The organism is Kitasatospora sp. NPDC059088, assembly GCF_042738155.1.
Lineage (GTDB): Bacteria > Actinomycetota > Actinomycetes > Streptomycetales > Streptomycetaceae > Kitasatospora.
Genome location: NZ_JBHYGR010000044.1, coordinates 51,841 through 66,803, shown reverse-complemented (window position 1 = coordinate 66,803; position 14,963 = coordinate 51,841). Strand labels below are relative to the sequence as shown.

17 protein-coding genes are annotated in these 14,963 nt (G+C 76.8%); 7 read left to right on the top strand and 10 right to left on the bottom strand.

Annotation, left to right across the window (positions count from 1 at the left end; genetic code table 11):
• Window positions 1–88: 88 nt before the first annotated feature.
• A complete protein-coding gene (locus tag ACFWXO_RS21190) occupies window positions 89–1,354 on the bottom strand; it encodes a phosphodiester glycosidase family protein (protein WP_380525361.1) in 1,266 nt (421 codons plus the stop codon).
• 119 nt (window positions 1,355–1,473) lie between these two features.
• Window positions 1,474–2,022, bottom strand: coding sequence for a DUF2165 domain-containing protein (locus ACFWXO_RS21185; protein ID WP_380525360.1), 549 nt, complete (start codon window positions 2,020–2,022; stop codon window positions 1,474–1,476).
• A gap of 122 nt (window positions 2,023–2,144) precedes the next feature.
• On the opposite strand from ACFWXO_RS21185, the gene ACFWXO_RS21180 reads away from it, so the two are divergent.
• The 4 genes from ACFWXO_RS21180 (at window position 2,145) to ACFWXO_RS21165 (ending at window position 5,436) form a co-directional block, all read left to right on the top strand.
• Window positions 2,145–2,690: an AAA family ATPase gene (locus ACFWXO_RS21180; RefSeq protein WP_380525358.1), complete on the top strand. Its 546-nt coding sequence runs from the start codon at window positions 2,145–2,147 to the stop codon at window positions 2,688–2,690.
• 99 nt (window positions 2,691–2,789) lie between these two features.
• Complete coding sequence (locus ACFWXO_RS21175; RefSeq protein ID WP_380525356.1) at window positions 2,790–4,127, top strand: tetratricopeptide repeat protein; 1,338 nt, start codon at window positions 2,790–2,792, stop codon at window positions 4,125–4,127.
• Window positions 4,128–4,218: 91 nt separating this feature from the next.
• The gene (locus ACFWXO_RS21170) at window positions 4,219–4,662 is read left to right on the top strand and encodes a hypothetical protein (RefSeq protein WP_380525354.1); all 444 of its coding nucleotides are present in this window, start codon (window positions 4,219–4,221) and stop codon (window positions 4,660–4,662) included.
• Between the two features lie 81 nt (window positions 4,663–4,743).
• Entirely contained in the window at window positions 4,744–5,436 is a 693-nt protein-coding gene (locus ACFWXO_RS21165) for a hypothetical protein (protein WP_380525353.1), read from the top strand.
• A gap of 73 nt (window positions 5,437–5,509) precedes the next feature.
• Here the strand turns inward: ACFWXO_RS21165 and ACFWXO_RS21160 are convergent, their stop codons facing one another.
• Window positions 5,510–7,021 carry an alpha/beta hydrolase family protein gene (locus tag ACFWXO_RS21160; protein WP_380525352.1) on the bottom strand — a complete coding sequence of 504 codons (1,512 nt, stop codon included), beginning with the start codon at window positions 7,019–7,021 and terminating at the stop codon, window positions 5,510–5,512.
• Between the two features lie 347 nt (window positions 7,022–7,368).
• Between ACFWXO_RS21160 and ACFWXO_RS21155 the strand changes: the two genes are divergently transcribed.
• Both ACFWXO_RS21155 and ACFWXO_RS21150 read left to right on the top strand, forming a co-directional pair.
• A complete protein-coding gene (locus ACFWXO_RS21155) occupies window positions 7,369–8,592 on the top strand; it encodes a sensor histidine kinase (RefSeq protein WP_380525351.1) in 1,224 nt (407 codons plus the stop codon).
• On the top strand, window positions 8,589–9,269 hold the full coding sequence (locus tag ACFWXO_RS21150) for a response regulator (RefSeq protein ID WP_380525349.1): 681 nt from the start codon (window positions 8,589–8,591) through the stop codon (window positions 9,267–9,269). Before ACFWXO_RS21155 ends, ACFWXO_RS21150 begins: the two co-directional genes overlap by 4 nt.
• A gap of 49 nt (window positions 9,270–9,318) precedes the next feature.
• Here the strand turns inward: ACFWXO_RS21150 and ACFWXO_RS21145 are convergent, their stop codons facing one another.
• Window positions 9,319–9,489 (bottom strand): hypothetical protein, encoded by a 171-nt coding sequence (locus ACFWXO_RS21145; RefSeq protein WP_375894974.1) that lies wholly within the window; start codon window positions 9,487–9,489, stop codon window positions 9,319–9,321.
• Between the two features lie 193 nt (window positions 9,490–9,682).
• On the opposite strand from ACFWXO_RS21145, the gene ACFWXO_RS21140 reads away from it, so the two are divergent.
• Window positions 9,683–10,603, top strand: a complete 921-nt coding sequence (locus tag ACFWXO_RS21140; RefSeq protein WP_380525348.1) for a hypothetical protein — start codon at window positions 9,683–9,685, stop codon at window positions 10,601–10,603.
• 75 nt (window positions 10,604–10,678) lie between these two features.
• On the opposite strand, the gene ACFWXO_RS21135 is transcribed toward ACFWXO_RS21140, so the two are convergent.
• The 6 genes from ACFWXO_RS21135 to ACFWXO_RS21110 form a co-directional block, all read right to left on the bottom strand.
• Window positions 10,679–10,819 (bottom strand): hypothetical protein, encoded by a 141-nt coding sequence (locus tag ACFWXO_RS21135; RefSeq protein WP_380525347.1) that lies wholly within the window; start codon window positions 10,817–10,819, stop codon window positions 10,679–10,681.
• A gap of 136 nt (window positions 10,820–10,955) precedes the next feature.
• Window positions 10,956–11,789 (bottom strand): maleylpyruvate isomerase family mycothiol-dependent enzyme, encoded by an 834-nt coding sequence (locus tag ACFWXO_RS21130; RefSeq protein ID WP_380525345.1) that lies wholly within the window; start codon window positions 11,787–11,789, stop codon window positions 10,956–10,958.
• A gap of 150 nt (window positions 11,790–11,939) precedes the next feature.
• Complete coding sequence (locus tag ACFWXO_RS21125; protein ID WP_380525344.1) at window positions 11,940–13,037, bottom strand: hypothetical protein; 1,098 nt, start codon at window positions 13,035–13,037, stop codon at window positions 11,940–11,942.
• Window positions 13,038–13,207: 170 nt separating this feature from the next.
• Entirely contained in the window at window positions 13,208–13,813 is a 606-nt protein-coding gene (gene thpR, locus ACFWXO_RS21120; protein ID WP_380525343.1) for an RNA 2',3'-cyclic phosphodiesterase, read from the bottom strand.
• 71 nt (window positions 13,814–13,884) lie between these two features.
• Window positions 13,885–14,412 (bottom strand): hypothetical protein, encoded by a 528-nt coding sequence (locus tag ACFWXO_RS21115; protein ID WP_380525342.1) that lies wholly within the window; start codon window positions 14,410–14,412, stop codon window positions 13,885–13,887.
• Between the two features lie 55 nt (window positions 14,413–14,467).
• A complete protein-coding gene (locus ACFWXO_RS21110) occupies window positions 14,468–14,818 on the bottom strand; it encodes a hypothetical protein (protein WP_380525341.1) in 351 nt (116 codons plus the stop codon).
• Window positions 14,819–14,963 lie beyond the last annotated feature (145 nt).

The following is a 14,963-nucleotide window of genomic DNA, read 5'->3' as shown; positions in this document are numbered from 1 at the left end:
CTCGTACTGGACGTACTTGGGCGATTCGGGCGTGCGTCCAGGCGGGATGCCCGGCGTCGCGCGCCTGGCAAGATCCGCCGGACAGGCCCTAGCCGCCGCTGTCGGCCGCCCGCGCCGCGCTCCCGGGAGCGGGCCGCACGCCGGGCCGTGCGGCGAAGACGCCGAGGGCGTTGGGGATCCTGCGTTCCAGGCCGTGGTCGAGGTGGTTGCGCACGGTGGGCCCGCCGGTGGCGGGGTCGCGGGTGACGAGGGTGGCGGAGGCGCCGCCGTCCAGGTAGGCGCCGTCCGGGCAGCCGAGCCCGCGCAGCACCCGGGCGAGCTCGGTGAGCGTCAGGCCGGTGGAGGTGCCCTCGCGCCCGTCCGTGGACAGCAGCGTCAGCACCCGCCCGCCGTCCGCGAGGCCGACCGCGCTGCGCGGCTCGGCGGTCGTGGCGTCCAGGCCCGCCGGCTCCCGCCCGTCGCGCAGCAGCCGGTAGGCGCCCAGCGCGAAGCGGAAGGGCACCGGGGCGTCCGGGACGAGGCGGTGGTCCACCGCGACCGGGGTGCCGACGGGCAGGCCCGCCAGCACCCGGGCGCCGGCCTCGCGGCCCAGCAGCACGGTGCTGCCCGCCGGGATCGGGCCCGCGCCCGGGGTCGGGGAGGTCGCGGCCACCCGGCCCCGGCGGACCGTCACCTCCCAGGTGTCCGCCGTGCAGGGGGCCGCGCGCGACTCGTCGTTCCCGCACGCCGCGCGGGCCCGGGAGACCTCGCCCCACTCCGGCGTGAACACCCCGATCGAACCGACCGGCAGGGCGTACTGGTTCAGCCCGCCCACCGGCCACACCCCGCCCGCGGCCCGCACACCGCCCCGCAGCACCAGGCGCCCCAGCCGGGCCACCCCGTCCGCCCCGACCCCGAGCACGTCCCGGTCGGTCTCCCCCGGCGGCGGCCGCCACCCGAACCGCTGCGCCGACGGCACCGCCGCCTTCAACGCCCGCCCCCGGTACACCTCCGGCCCGGACGGCGCCCCGGTGGCCGGCACCCCCGGGTGCTGCTCCTCGCTGATGTCGAAGAAGTCCCCGTTGACCGCCGCCACCGCACCGCTCGCACCGACCAGCGCGGTCAGCGGCGCCCGGGCCGCCACCGCGCCGGGGAACAGCAGGTCCGCCCGCACACCGGGCGCGCGCAGGTCGGCCCGCACGGCGTACACCCGCGCCCGGCCGTGCGGGGTGGGCACCGTCAGCTCCCGGTAGCCGACGCCGGGCGCGAGCACCGCCCAGTCCGCGGCGGCCTCGGCCCGGGAGGGCGAGGCGGCCGGGCCGATCGGACCCGCAGCCAGCAGGAGGGCGGCCGCGCAGCGCAGAACGGTCTTCATGCCGGCCATGCTGACGCCCACCGCCGAGCCGCCCCCGCACCGCCTGCGGCGCGCCGCCCGGCCGTCCCTCCCCCGCAGGAAAGCGGGCGGGCGGGGCGTTCGCGGGCTCCGGGAGTGTCTCACTCCGGCGGGGCGGAAGGGGTGCGGGGGTGCGGCAGGTTCACCACCACCAGGGCCAGTCCGGCCAGGGTGACGTTGCGGATCGCCGCGTCCAGGCCGTTCCAGGCCTTCGACTGCCACATGGCGAACCACTCGCCGCCGATCCCGATGAATCCGGCCCCGAAGAGGAGCAGCATCAGCAGCAGGCCGAGGGTGCTGAGGCGGCGCGCCGCCTCCGGCCGAAGCCACCAGGCGAGCGTTCCCGCCGTCAGCGCCAGGGCGCTCAGCGCCTCCCAGGCGATGATCGCCACGTAGGCGGCGTTCTGCAGGCCGGGCGAGGTGATGGAGCGCCACATCAGGTCCCGGTCCCGGAAGGTGGTGTCCATCGCCAGCACGTGCTGGACGAAGTGCTGGTTGGTGGCGAAGTCGGTGACGTTCCCGAAGACCACGAGGAGCAGGTAGAGGGCGTTCACGCCGGTGAGCACGGCCGCCGCCGCGGGCAGCGAGCCGAACGCGAGCAGGCGGTCGCGGAGGGTGGGGCCCGGGTCGGCGGGGCGGCTGGTCGGCATGCGGAACAGGCTAGCGCCCGGGGGGGAGTTGGCCCGGCCGCGGTCGGGGTGGTGGGGTCGTTGCGCGAAGGGCTGACGGTTGGTCATGCTCTTGTGCCGTGGCGGAACTTGAGAATGGTCCGGTGCGGGGCGGGACGGGCCGTGCGGACACCGTGCTGGTGGTGGTGCGCGGTCCGAGCGGGGCCGGGAAGTCGAGCGTCGCGGCGCGGCTGCGCGACGCCTACGGCCGGGGCGTCGCGGTGGTGGGCCAGGACGTGCTGCGGCGCACCGTGCTGCGCGAGCGGGACGTCGTCGGCGGGGCGAACATCGGCCTGATCGACCTGGTGGCGCGGCACGCCCTCGACCACGGGTTCCACGTCGTGGTCGAGGGCATCCTCGCCGCCGACCGCTACGGCGCGATGCTGACCCGGCTCGCCGCGGAGCACCGCGGTCGCAGCTTCCTCTACTACCTGGACGTCGACTTCGACGAGACCGTGCGACGGCACGCCACCCGCCCGATGGCCGCGGAGTTCTCCCCCGAGCAGATGGCCGGCTGGTACCGGGCCCGCGACTTCCTGCCGGGCGGGCTGGAGCGGGTCATCGGGCAGGGCAGCACCCTCGACGGGACGGTCGAACGGATCCTCGCCGACACCGCCCTCACGCCCCCCGGCTGGACGCCGAGGCCCTGAGCCCGCGTTCCCGTCCGGCGGCGGAAACCGGGTTGCCCGGGTGGTGGTCGGTCGAGGATCATCCTGGGGTCCTGCACGCCCTCTGACCTCCGGAGACCCATGACCAGCGAACTGTCCGAAGCCCGGGAGCTCTTCGAGTCCGGCGACCCGCAGGGGTCGATGCGGGTGCTGCGCTCCGCTGCGGACCGGCTCCCGCCCGCCGAGGTCGCGCCGCTGCTGGCCGGGCTGGCCCGGGGCGCCGGTTTCGAGGACCTGGCGCAGGCTTCGACGGCGCTGGCGGCCCGGCCCGGGGACGCCGAGCGGCTCTACGACTACGGCTACGCCTGCGTCGAGCGCGGCATCGACGCGGTGGCCGTCCCCGCGCTGCGGGAGGCGCTGCGGCTGGTCCAGGCGCCGCCGGCCGCCGCGGTGCGCACCGGCCTGTTCCGCCGCAGGGCCAAGTCGCAGGCCGCCCCGCAGCTCGGGCTGCGCAAGGTGCTGCTGGAGCTGGTGTCGGCCCTGGAGGGCTGCGAGCGGCACGGCGAGGCACTGGCCGTGCTGCGTGAGCACGACGAGCGGCTCGGCGACTGGCCGGACCGGTACCTGACGGTCTACAACGCCCTGATGGACGGACGGATACCGCTGGCCCGTGAGGTGTTCGGGGCGATGTCGGCCCCCGAGGGGATCTGGGTGGGGCCGGGGCAGCGGGTCGGGCGGATGCTGGAGCGGGCCGCGGAGCTGCCGCCGGTGGACGGGCGGGACCTGCGGGGCTGGCACTACGTGCTCACCGGCGGCCTGCTCACCACCCTCTCGCCGCACGGCTTCGAGCAGGGCATGACCGGCCGCTGGGCCTACCTCCAGGACGACTTCGGGCACTGCCACCACGGTCTGGAGCGGCTGCGCGCCGTCCTGGCCGCCACCGGTCGCACGCCCGACTCGGTCGCGCTGCTGGCCGACCGGGGCAGCCGGGCGCTCGGGCTGGCCGCGGCGCGGCTGCTCGGGGTGCCGGCGGCGCCGTTCCGGCCCGGTACGCCGGGTGCGCTGGTGGTCGCGTACGACCTGAACGAGTGCGATCCCGCCGTGGTGGCGCAGCTGAACGAGCGCGCGGAGGGCCAGTTGCTCTTCGAGCACGCCACCTGCTGGACGGACCCGCCCGCCGTGACGGCCGATGTCTCCACCCTGCTGGGGCAGATCGTGAACGCCCCGTGGGAGCCGGGCCTGCAGTTCGGCGAGGACGGCGAACCGGCGGAGGCCGCGCCCGACCGGCGCTCGGCCGAGGAGCTCGCCGAGGCGATCCTGGCCGCCGCCCCGGAGGCGCCGGAGGGCGACGGCGGGACCCCGGCCGACCCGGACGCGGTCCTCACGGCCTTCGCCGCCCGCGCGGTCGGCTGGCCCGCCGCCGGTCCGCGCGACCGGGTGGCTTCCGCCGGGCCGGTGCGCAGCTCCCGCTTCGCGTGACGGCCCGTCCCCACCCGCGGGACGAAACCCTCCGGAACGAACAACCCCCCTGGTCACGGGCCTGCCGGGGCCACCTGGGAGGATCTGCGCCATGACGACCGACATCCGCCGCGCGGCGGGCACCAGAACCTTCTCCGACGTCCTGCTGTCGATGGTCGGCCTGCGCCGGGCGAGCACGGAGAAGGACCTGGCCGACCTCCGGGCGGGCACCACCTTGCAGGTGGCCTGTTCGAGCTCGACGCTGGGCACGGTCAGGATGCTGCCGATCGGCAAGGGGCGCACCGTTGCGCACACGGCCTCCGGCTACCTGCACCTCACGGCCGGCTCGGTGGCCTGGCGCAACCGGCGCACCGGCGAGGACGTCGCCCTCCGGGGGCCGTTCGGCCTGTCGGCGTCGGGGCAGAAGGCCCCGCACCCGAAGATGGCGCGCTTCGACCTGGTGGCGGACGGGGCGCAGCACGTGATCCTGATCCCCAAGGCCGATGTCCCCCTGGTGACGCAGGTGCTGGAGGCGGCCGGCGCGGCCGGCCGGTAGCGCGCCGGGCCGGGCGGCGGAAGGTCGAAGACGGGCCCTAGGCTCGCCCGCATGGGTCGTGACGGGCAGGGAAGTGACGGTGTGGTTCAGGTGCCGGCGCAGGTGACGGTGCCGGTGCCGCCGTTGGGCGGCTACGAGGCCGGGCGGCTGTTCCACCGGCTGTTGCAGTTGCTCCTGCGGGACTCGAAGGAGGCGGGGCAGCCGGTCGGCCTGCACCAGTACCTGCTGGGTGGCGTGGTGCAGTCGCACGAGCCCGCCCGGGCGCAGGGGGGTGACGCCGGGTCTCAGCAGCCGCGCTGTGCGTGCTGCGGTACGCCGTACCCGTGCCGCACGGTGCTCGGTGTGGCGGTGAGCGCGGGGTTGCCGATCCCCTGGGACTCCCCCGCCGCCGTGGTGCCCGCGCTGCGGGACGCGGGGCTGGAGCCCCGGCCGGGCGGTGAGGTCACGGCGGAGCGGGTGCAGTGGGTGCGCGGCTGGGACGCGCGGCGGACGGCGCAGGGGGCCTGGGAGATCGGCATCGCGCTCGACCGGGGCGAGGTGGAGACCCTGGCGGTGGGGGACGACGCGGCGATGGCCCGCTACCTGGCCGTGGCGGCGGTGGCCCTGGGCAGCCCGTACCCGTACGGCTGGGTCGAGGACGCGGCCGAGGCGGCGGCGGTGCGGCCGGCCGCGCACGCGCAGGTGGCCGAGTGGCGGGAGCGGGTGCGGCTGCCCTACCTGGACGTGCACCGGCAGTACGGGGCGGCCGGGGAGCCCGGGGGCGGGGCGAACTGACGCCCCGGTGCCCGGCCCCGCCCCCGCCCCGCTGTCCTGCCGGGGCGGGGCGGGGCCAGGCCGCGCGGACCGGTCAGGGGCGGCCGTCCGGGCGGTGGACGCTGAGGCTGCCGTACGCCGACAGGGTGCCGGCCAGGTCGCCGGGCGCGTGGCGCAGGGTGGTGTCCAGGAAGGCCAGGGTGGTCGCGGCGACGAGGTGCGGGCTCGCGGTGCGGCCCAGGGAGCCGACGATCTGGGGCACCGGTGGCAGGTACAGCGGGCCGTCCATGAAGGTGAGGTGGGCGGCGCCGGGGACGGTGAGGCGGTAGCCGGTCGCGGTGTCGAGGGCGAGGGCCTCGGTGAGGCGGGGCAGGTAGCGCGGGTCGGTGCCGGGAGTGACGGCCTGGGTGAGCGCGAGCACCGGCTGGTGGAGGGCGGGGGTGGTGGGGCCGTGGGGGAAGCCGTCCAGGTCGATGACGGCGTCGATCCGGGGGTCCTGGCGGGCCGCCTGGAGGGCGGCGGCGCCACCCATGGAGTGGCCGGTGGCGGCGACCTTGCCGGTGTCCAGGCGTCCGGCCAGCGGGTCGCTGCTCCCGCTCCGGTCCAGGTTCTCCAGCTGGGTGAGGGCGAAGCCGAGGTCGGCGGCGCGGACGGCCGTCCAGCCGGCGGCGAGTTGCTCGTCGGTGTCGCGGTCGCCGGAGGAGGTGGTCGCGGTGCGGATCGTGCGGCCGTCGTCGAGGACGACGGCGGCGGAGTCGTACGGGTGGTCGAGGCCGGCCACCACGTAGCCGTGGCTGGCCAGTTCCTCCGCCCAGGCGGTGTTCTGGGTGCGCACCCCGCCCGCCCCGGGGGAGAACAGGACGACCGGGAACCGCTCGTCCCCGCCGGACACGGGGGCGTTGAAGACCGCGTGGGTGCGGGCCCGCGGGACGCCGTCGACCAGGAAGCCGGGCAGGCCGACGCCGTGGGCGAGGGCGTCGGAGACGGTGCGCGCCTCCTGCTCGGTGCGCCCGAGGTACTGGGCCCGCGGCGCGTCCGCGGGGCTCTTGCGTGCGGGGTACCAGAGTTGGACGACGACGGTGCGCCGGTCGTCGGGGTCGGCGGTGAAGGTCTCGGGGCGCTGGGGGTCGGTCCACTGCACCACCCGGGTGCCGACCGCGAAGGGGCCCGACGGCTCGGGGAACACGGGCACCGGGAAGGCCCAGGCGGCCACCGGCCCCGCCGCGATCAGGCCCATGCAGGCCGCCGTGCCCGGCAGCGCCAGCCACCACCGGGCCCGCCACCCGGGCCGGCCGGGGGCGGCGGGGTCGCCGGGGTCGGTGGCGGGGTCGGCGGCAGAGCGGTGGAGGCGGCGGAGCCGTCGCAGCAGGGGGGCGAGGGCGAAGGGCAGCGCGAGGGCGGCCCCGGCCAGCACCGGCAGCAGTTGCCAGCGGAGCCCCACCACGCCCAGCACCGCCGTGGCCAGGACGAGGACCGCCACCGCCGCGACGGTGACGCGCGGTCGGGCGACGGGGGGAAGCCAGCGCGCCACCACCAGCGCGAGGGCGCCCAGCACGGCGAGGAACTCGGGAGGGGACATGGACAGTCCCGTGATGATCTCGGTCACGCCGCCATCGTCGGGGCGGGGCACCGGGCACCGCATCGACCTCCGGTCGCCCCCCGGTCGCCCTCGCCTGCCACCGCGGTCGCAACCGGGCACGCCGCACGGGCGGGTGCACTGCGACCGCAGGAGGTACCGGACTCCTCCTGTGGTCGTACAGGGCCGGTGGTGCCGTCAGACGGCGGACTCATGTGCGCCACCGCCCCCGCGGCCTACCGTGGCGTGGCGCGCTCAGCACGTACGGCGGGTTGAGCAGGAACGGCGCGTTCAGCACGCACGGCGCGTTCAGCAGGACCGACAGGACCGGGACCGACAGGACCGACACGATCGACAGGGACGTCAGGGACGTGGGGATGACCGAGGCGGCCGCGCAGTCCGGCCCGGGCCGGGTGGTGCGAGCGGTGGGGAGCACGCGGCTGCGCGGCCTCCGACCGCCGCCCGCCGTACGGGAGTCGCTGCCGCTCGCGCTGCTGCTGCTCCATGTCGCGGCCACCCGCGCGCCGCGGGAGTTCCCGGTGGCCGCAGCCCTCACGGTGGCCCTCGCGCTGCCCCTGGTGTGGCGGCACCGGGCCCCGCGTGCGGTGTTCGGCGCCGTGGCCGGCGCGGCCTTCGTCCAGTGGCTGGTGGGCGTCCAACTCCCCGCCGATGTCTGCCTGTTGGTGGCCCTGCACGCGGTGGCCGCGCACGCGGGCCGGCGCGACGCGCTCCTCGCCGGCGCCGTCGTGGAGGGCGGGGCGCTGCTGGCGTGCCTGCGCTGGGCGACGGAAGGCGCGTTCCTGGCGCCCTTCGTCGCGCTGAGCGCGGCGGTCGTCGCCGCCGCGGCGCTGGGCGCGAACGCGCGCACCACCCGCGCCTACCTCGCGGCGCTGGAGGAACGGGCCACGCACCTGGAACGCCAGCAGGACCAGCAGGCGCGACTGGCCGTCGCCGAGGAGCGCACCCGCATCGCCCGGGAGGTGCACGACATCGTCACCCACAACCTGTCCGTCATGGTCGCGCTCACCGACGCCGCCGTCCACGCCCAGCACCGCTCGCCCGAGCGGGCCACCGCCGCGATGGTCCAGGCCTCCGAGACCGGCCGTCAGGCCCTGACCGACATGCGGCGCTCGCTGGGCATCCTGCGCACCGACGAACCGGACGCGCAGCGCCACCCGCTGCCCGGCCTCGCCCAGTTGGAGGCCCTGGCCGAGCGGATGCGCGCCGCCGGGCTGGCGACCCGGGTCGAGCTGCGGGGCGGCCACGCCCACGTGCCCGCCACCGCCCAACTGACCGTCTACCGCCTGGTGCAGGAAGCCTTGACCAACACCTTCAAACACTCCCCCGCCGGCACCCGCGCCGAGGTCCGGGTCCGGTGCTCGGCCGCGACCGTGACCGTGGACGTCACCGACAGCGGCCCCGGAACCGCCTCCGGGGGCAGGACCGGGGCGGGGGCCGCTGCGCCCGGCCACGGCATCCCCGGCATGCGCGAGCGCTGCGCCGCCTACGGGGGGACGCTGCGGGCCGGACCGCTCCCGGGCGGCGGCTGGGGCGTGCACACCCGCCTCCTCCTCGACGGCGACGGAGCCGTGCCCGCATGACGATCCGCATCCTGATCGCCGACGACGAGGCGCTGCTCCGGATGGCCTTCGCCACGATCCTGGAGGCCCAGCCCGACATGGCACCGGTGGGCGAGGCCGCGGACGGCGCCCAGGCCGTACGCCTCGCCCGGGAGCTGCGGCCCGACGTCGTCCTCATGGACGTCCGGATGCCCGGGACCGACGGGATCGAGGCGACCCGGCAGATCACCCTGGCCTCCCCGCGGAGCAGGGTGCTGATCCTCACCACCTTCGACCTGGACGAGTACGCCTTCGCCGGCCTCGGCGCCGGGGCCTCGGGCTTCCTGCTGAAGAACACCAGGCCCGAGGAGCTCCTCACCGCGATACGCAACGTGGCCGCGGGTGACGCGGCGCTCTCCCCCCGGATCACCCGCCGCCTGCTGGAGGACTTCCGCCCGCACCTGCCCGACGGCACCCGCACCGGCCCCGGCAGCGGCAGCGGCCAGGACGAGCGGCTGGGCCGGCTCAGCGCCCGCGAGCGCGACGTGCTCCTCCAGGTGGGCCGCGGCCTGTCCAACGCCGAGATCGCGGCCGCCCTGTACCTCGCGGAGGCGACCGTGAAGTCCCACCTGGGGCGGATCCTGCACAAGCTCGAACTCCGCGACCGGATCCAGGCCGTGGTCTTCGCCTACGAGAACCGCCTCGTCCCCCCGGCCTGACACCGCCCGCCCACGGGCCGGTGCGGCCCGGCAGGGCGGGGCGGGGCCGCTACCTGCGCCCCTCCTCGTCCTCCTCGCCGTCCGGCGGCAGGCCGACCTCCTCGCGGTCCTCCTCGGTGCGCTCCTCCAGCTCGGCCTCGTCGGGGCGCCGGGGCAGGCCGCGGCCGTGGCCGGTGTCGGGATCGCCCTCGACGTCCTTGTTCGACTTGTGGTGCGACATGGGGATCCTCCTCGGCCGGACGGCCCCTGGTCGGGTACGGGCTCGGTACGGATTCGGTACGCGCCCCCTCCCATCACCTCTCCGGGCCCGGCGGCCCGCAAGTCGGGCGGGCGGCCGCAGGCGGCCGCGGGCCGGGCGGTCCGCTTGGGCGTTGGCCGTACGGCGGGCGGGTGGCGACGGTACCGTGCTGGGCATGCGAATGACCGAACGCCTGTGGGCGGCAACGGTGTTGGCGATCACCTGTGCGGGGCTGGGCGGGTGCTCGGGGGCGGGCGCCCCGGCGGCGGACACGGCCGCGAGCACCCCGGCGGGCGCGGGTACCGGAGCCGGTACCGGAGCGGGCGGCGGGGCCGAGGAGGTCGAGGGGACCGAGCTCGGCTCCGGCCACCTGCGGCAGATCGTCGAGTCGGTGTACCTGTCCGGCACGGCGGGGCTGCGCGGCGGCGAGGTGCTGCGGCCCGGGCCGGGCAAGCCGCTGGCGCTCTCGCCCTGCCGGCTGGAGGCGCCGCGGGCCGGTGTGCGGATCGACGACAAGGTCCGCACCGGGGCTCCGACGGTGCCCGTGCCGGCCCTGTACGAGCTGCGGGTGCCCGCCGCGGCGGACGGGATGTGGGCGAGCGTGTACGTGCTCGCGCGCGGCACGGACAGCACGAAGCTGCTCGCCGACGTGGTGACGGCCGGCCGGGCGTGCGAGCCGCGCACGGTCGCGCCCGACGACCCCCGCTCGCGGTCCACCGTGCCGGTGGCGACCACCGTGGGGATCACCACCGGGACGGAGGGCCCGGGCGTGGCCGTGCTCACCCGGTCGGTGTCCGCCGCCCCGGGCGCCACCACCCCGCCCGCGGGCCCCGGCTGGACCATCGGCCCGGACGGGAAGCTGGTGCCCGACGGCGACCTGCGGGCCTCCCCCGCGTCGGGCCCGGTGGACGTGGACTACGGCGAGGCGGTGTTCTACGGCACCAACGGCCGGGTCCTGGTCGAAATGGTCAGGGTCGGCGGGAACCGCACCCCGACGAACGCCTCCCCCGGTGCCCCGGCCGCCGAGGAGGCCTACCCGGCCGCACAGCGGGCCCTGAGAGAACTGCTCGCCGGCTTCAAGGGCCTGCCGGACTGACCCCGCCGCCGGGCGCCGGGAACACCCGGCGGGAGGAGCGGCCCGCACCGACCCGCGGGCACGGGCGCGGGCGCCTCACTCGGTGTCGGCCACCGGGACCTCGTCCTCGCGGATGATGATGTGGTCCTCGCCCTCGATCTTGATCTCGGTGCCCGCGTAGCCCTTGGCCGGGGCCTTGTCCTCGGCGGACGTCGTCGCCTCGTTGTCCTCGCTCATGTCTCCTCCTTCTCCTTCCGGTCGACGCCGTGTCGACCCGCACCGATCCTGTCATGACGGACCGTCACCAGAAGGTCACTCGCACGGATCGGAGGAACCCTCCCCCACCGAGCGGTCCTTCCCGGCGGGGCGGGGTTCAGGGGGCGGTGAACAGGGCGGGGAAGGCCGGGGCCAGCCAGGGGCGGCGGCCCCAGGCGAGGACCTTGCCGCGCAGCAGGGCGTCGGTGGCGCCGAGGCGGCCCAGGGCCATGAGGAAGAACGCCACCGGCTCGGTGAGGATCGTGCAGTCCGGGCGGCGCGGCGGCTGCGGGCTCACCGTGGCGGCGCCGTCCGCGAAGGTCACCGCGAAGCCTTCCAGGCCGCGGATCCGCAGGCGGTAGCAGGCGTTGTGGCCGGCCGCGGCGCGGGGGTCGACCACCCACGGCATGGCGGTTCGCAGGAAGGGCAGCGTCAGCGCGACGCGCCGGCGGTCCAGCGGGTGCGGGCGGCCGAGGGCGCGGGCGATGTCGTAGAGGTGGGCCAGCATGTGGGTCAGCAGGTAGGCGGTGAGGGCGTCCAGGTCCATCGCGCCGAGCGGGGTCGTCACCGGGGCGGTGCCGGGGCGCGGGGTGGCCGCCGCGGTGAACTCCCGTGCCCGCTCGGCGATCTGCGCGGCGAGGACGGCCGGGTCGCGTTCGGGCCGGGCGGCCAGGGCGGCCGCGTTCGCGGCGGCCAGCGAGCCGGGGGTGCCGTCGCCGTAGGGCCGTTGCCCGCCGGCGGCCAGGGCGGCCATCAGCTCGTTGGCCATCGCGAGGTGGGCGGCGGCTTCGGCGACCGTCCAGGTGGATCCGGGGACGGGGGTTCCCCCGTCGCAGCCGGCCAGCAGGGCGGGGGCCTCGTCGCCGACCTCGGTCACCGCCCGCAGGAGCGCGGTGCGGGCGGCACCGGGGCCGGCGGAGCCGGGGCGGTGCGGGGGCTGCGGGGCGTTCATGGGGGTGAAGCGTGGCCCACTCCCCCGCCGCTGTCCAGGGGTACGGCGCGGTCGGCACGGTCGGCACGGTCGGTGCGGTCGGTGCGGGGACAGGACCGGGCCCCCGCCCGGCGGGCGGGGGCCGTCGGGCCTGGACGGTCCGACGTTCCGTCAGTGGGCGACGATCTGGAGGTTGGCGCTCTGGCCGGCGGTGCCGCCCACGTAGAAGGTGTGGCCGTCGGGGCCCAGCGCCAGGCCGGTGAGGCCGTCCTCGTCGAGGTCGCCGGCGCTGTCGGCGGGGACGGGGGCGCCGGTGGCGGTGTCGAGGGCGAGGACGGAGGTGCTGCTCGTGCCGTAGTTGCTGTCGGCGAGGTAGAGCCGGGTGCCGTCGGCGCTGACCTGCGGGTTCTCCAGGGCGTCGCTGCCGGTGGCGGGGTGGAAGGTGGTGGTGACGGTGTCGGTGGCCGGGTCGATGACGGTGCTGGCGCCGCTGCCGAGTTCGGCGAGGCCGAACAGGCGCTTGCCGTCGGGGGTGAACGCCAGGTTGTAGTCCAGGTTCGTGGCGGTGCCCTGGACGGTGCCGGCCACGGTCGGCGCGGTGGCGGCCGCGGCCACGTGGACCACGCCCTGGCTGGTGCCGACGTACACGTCGCCGGTGCCCGGGCGGGCCGCGGGGGCGCCGACGTAGGGGGCCTGGACCTGGACGGATGCGGTGAAGGCCCGCTGCGCGGTGGCGAAGGCCAGGATCCGGCTCTGGCCGTTCTGCCGGTAGGCGGTCGCGCCGTTCTGGGAGACGTACAGGGTGGCACCGTCCGGGCTGAGGGCCAGTCCGGAGGTGGAGCCCGCGGTCCAGCCGGCGGGGCGCGGCTGGTCGGGCAGGGCGAGGGTGGCGAGCAGGGTCAGGGTGGCGGTGTCCACCACGCTGAGGCGCTGGCCGTCGAGGACGTACAGGCGCGAGCCGTCCGCGCTGAGGGCCGGGTGGGCGCTCCACTGGAGGGTGCCCAGGGCCAGGCGGGCGGTGACGGCGCCGGTCTGGGTGTCCACCGTCTTCACGGTGGAGGTGTTGTCGGCCTCGGTCACCACGACGTAGGCCTTGGCGCCGTCGGGGCTGACCACCGGCACGACGCCCCGGGCACCGACGGCGATGGTCGCCTCGGTGCCGGACAGCGGTGCGGCAGCGGTGGCGGCGGTGCCGGTGAGGGCGAGCAGGGCCGTGGTGGCGGCCGCGGTGAGCGTGGCGGCGGTACGGCGGTGGGTCGTGCGGGACATCGGTTTCCCCCTCGTGGAACGTGCGGTGCCGTGCGGTGTGGTGGCGGGCCGTCAGCGCTGGATGACCTGCGGACCCGCGGTGCCGGGGGGCAGGCTAGCCGATGCGGATGAAGATCCGATCGACGTACGGGCGAGCGCACGGTGACCACTCGTCGGCCGCAGCTCGTCGGCTACGGCTCGTCAGGGGCGCTGCCGGTGGCGGTGCCCAGGTGCCAGGCCTCGATGTCGCGGTAGTGGATCGGGCCGGGGCCGCGGCCGGTGTTGCTGCCGACCAGGTGGAGGCGTTCGGCCCGCCAGGGGCGGCCGTGGAAGCCGGTGAGGCCGGCCGCGGCCAGCGGGACGCCGGTGGGGTCGTCGCGGCGGGCCCGGGCCAGGGTCAGGTGGGGGCGCAGCGGGCGGTCGTGGAAGTCGATGCCGCAGGTCCTGGCCAGGGTGCGGACGTCGGTGGCGAGTCGGTGCAGGGCTTCGAGGTCGCCGTCGATGTCGGCCCACAGGAGGCGGTCGTCGAAGTGGCCGCCGCCGTGCAGGCCCAGGCGCGGGGCGGGGTGCGCGGGGGCCAGGGCGGCCAGGGCGGTGCGCAGCGGCGGTACGGCGGTGGTGGGCAGTTCGCCGAGGAAGGCGAGGGTGATGTGCCAGTCCTCGATCCGGTTCCACCGCAGCCGCGGGTAGGCGGCGTAGGCGGGGCGGAGGGCGTGGGCCAGCTCGTCCTTGGCGTCGTCGGGTGGGGCCAGGGCCACGAAGACGCGCCGGGTCGAGGGTTCGGGGTGTTCGTCCACGGGGGATTTCTAGCACCCCGGCCGTCGGGTGGGTCGGGGCGGGGACCAGGGGCGGGGCTCGGGGGCGGGGGTCAGCGGGCGGCCGGGGCGAGGTCGAGGACGACCAGCTTGTCCGTCCGGTAGCCGTCGAGGTCGGGGTCGTGCCAGGACTGGCCCGCGCGGATCCGGTGGAACCTGAACGTGGCGTTCGTCCCGTTGGCCGCGACGATGCAGCGCACCGGGCCCGGGTGGTCCGCTCCGGTGAGGAGGCGGCGGAACTCCAGGGCGAGGGCGATCCCGTGCAGGAGGAGGAGCCGTTGGCCGTCCTCGGAGATCTGCGGGGCGTCGTCGACGGTCCGGACCTCGACGGGGACGTGGTCCTCCAGGTGGAAGGAGCTGTCGGCGCACTCCCAGGCGGTGAGGTCGGTGAAGGCGGCGGGCGCGGCGCCGGCGTCGGCCGTCGAGTCGGCCCAGGTGAGGACGGCTCCGCGGCGGGTGATCCCGTCGGCGAGGCGGCCGCGCAGGCCGGGGGCGAGGCCGCCGGGCGGCGTCAGGGCGGCGGGGTGGTCGTGCACTCCGAGCGCCTGGGCGGCGGCGTCGTTCATCGTCAGCGACAGCATGTGGCCCATGGTCGCAGCAGTTGGAGCAGGGGGCTGGGGTCCCGGGCGGGAGGGGTCAGTCTCCTTGGGACCAGGCGGCGACGGGCAGCGAGAGGTAGACGCCGAAGTCGGTGAGCCCGGTCGCGGCGCGGATGTTCGCGTGGAGGGTGTCCACGCGTTCCTGGCGGTCGGCCGCGCGGCTGGCGAACCACTTCGACTTGACCTCGATCACCACCGCCAGGCCGCTGCGGTCCAGCGGGCCCAGCGGCCGGAAGCGCAGTTCGACGTCGCCGGGTCGCAGGTCCCCGTCGTACGGCTCCTCGGGGCACTCCACGGCCAGGGACACCAAGTGCGGCAGCACCGAGCCCAGCTCGCGCAGGGTGGACTCGGGCACGGTGGGCGCGTGGGTCACGTCGACGAGCGGCATGTCCGCCACCCTAAAACGCCCGGCCAGGGCCGGTGGGCCCGGCCAGGGCCGGTGGTGGGGGGGGGGGGGGGGCGGCGCGGGGCCGCCCGCCCCCCCCGGGCCGGGGGGGGGGGGGGAGCGGCGGGGGCGCGCGGGCGGGCCGCCC

Coding starts and splice junctions, on each gene's coding strand:
- ACFWXO_RS21190 (WP_380525361.1), bottom strand. CDS start 1,354: ATGAAGACCGTTCTGCGCTGCGCGGCCGCCCTCCTGCTGGCTGCGGGT.
- ACFWXO_RS21185 (WP_380525360.1), bottom strand. CDS start 2,022: ATGCCGACCAGCCGCCCCGCCGACCCGGGCCCCACCCTCCGCGACCGC.
- ACFWXO_RS21175 (WP_380525356.1), top strand. CDS start 2,790: ATGACCAGCGAACTGTCCGAAGCCCGGGAGCTCTTCGAGTCCGGCGAC.
- ACFWXO_RS21170 (WP_380525354.1), top strand. CDS start 4,219: ATGACGACCGACATCCGCCGCGCGGCGGGCACCAGAACCTTCTCCGAC.
- ACFWXO_RS21155 (WP_380525351.1), top strand. CDS start 7,369: ATGACCGAGGCGGCCGCGCAGTCCGGCCCGGGCCGGGTGGTGCGAGCG.
- ACFWXO_RS21150 (WP_380525349.1), top strand. CDS start 8,589: ATGACGATCCGCATCCTGATCGCCGACGACGAGGCGCTGCTCCGGATG.
- ACFWXO_RS21145 (WP_375894974.1), bottom strand. CDS start 9,489: ATGTCGCACCACAAGTCGAACAAGGACGTCGAGGGCGATCCCGACACC.
- ACFWXO_RS21140 (WP_380525348.1), top strand. CDS start 9,683: ATGCGAATGACCGAACGCCTGTGGGCGGCAACGGTGTTGGCGATCACC.
- ACFWXO_RS21135 (WP_380525347.1), bottom strand. CDS start 10,819: ATGAGCGAGGACAACGAGGCGACGACGTCCGCCGAGGACAAGGCCCCG.
- ACFWXO_RS21130 (WP_380525345.1), bottom strand. CDS start 11,789: ATGAACGCCCCGCAGCCCCCGCACCGCCCCGGCTCCGCCGGCCCCGGT.
- ACFWXO_RS21125 (WP_380525344.1), bottom strand. CDS start 13,037: ATGTCCCGCACGACCCACCGCCGTACCGCCGCCACGCTCACCGCGGCC.
- ACFWXO_RS21115 (WP_380525342.1), bottom strand. CDS start 14,412: ATGCTGTCGCTGACGATGAACGACGCCGCCGCCCAGGCGCTCGGAGTG.
- ACFWXO_RS21110 (WP_380525341.1), bottom strand. CDS start 14,818: ATGCCGCTCGTCGACGTGACCCACGCGCCCACCGTGCCCGAGTCCACC.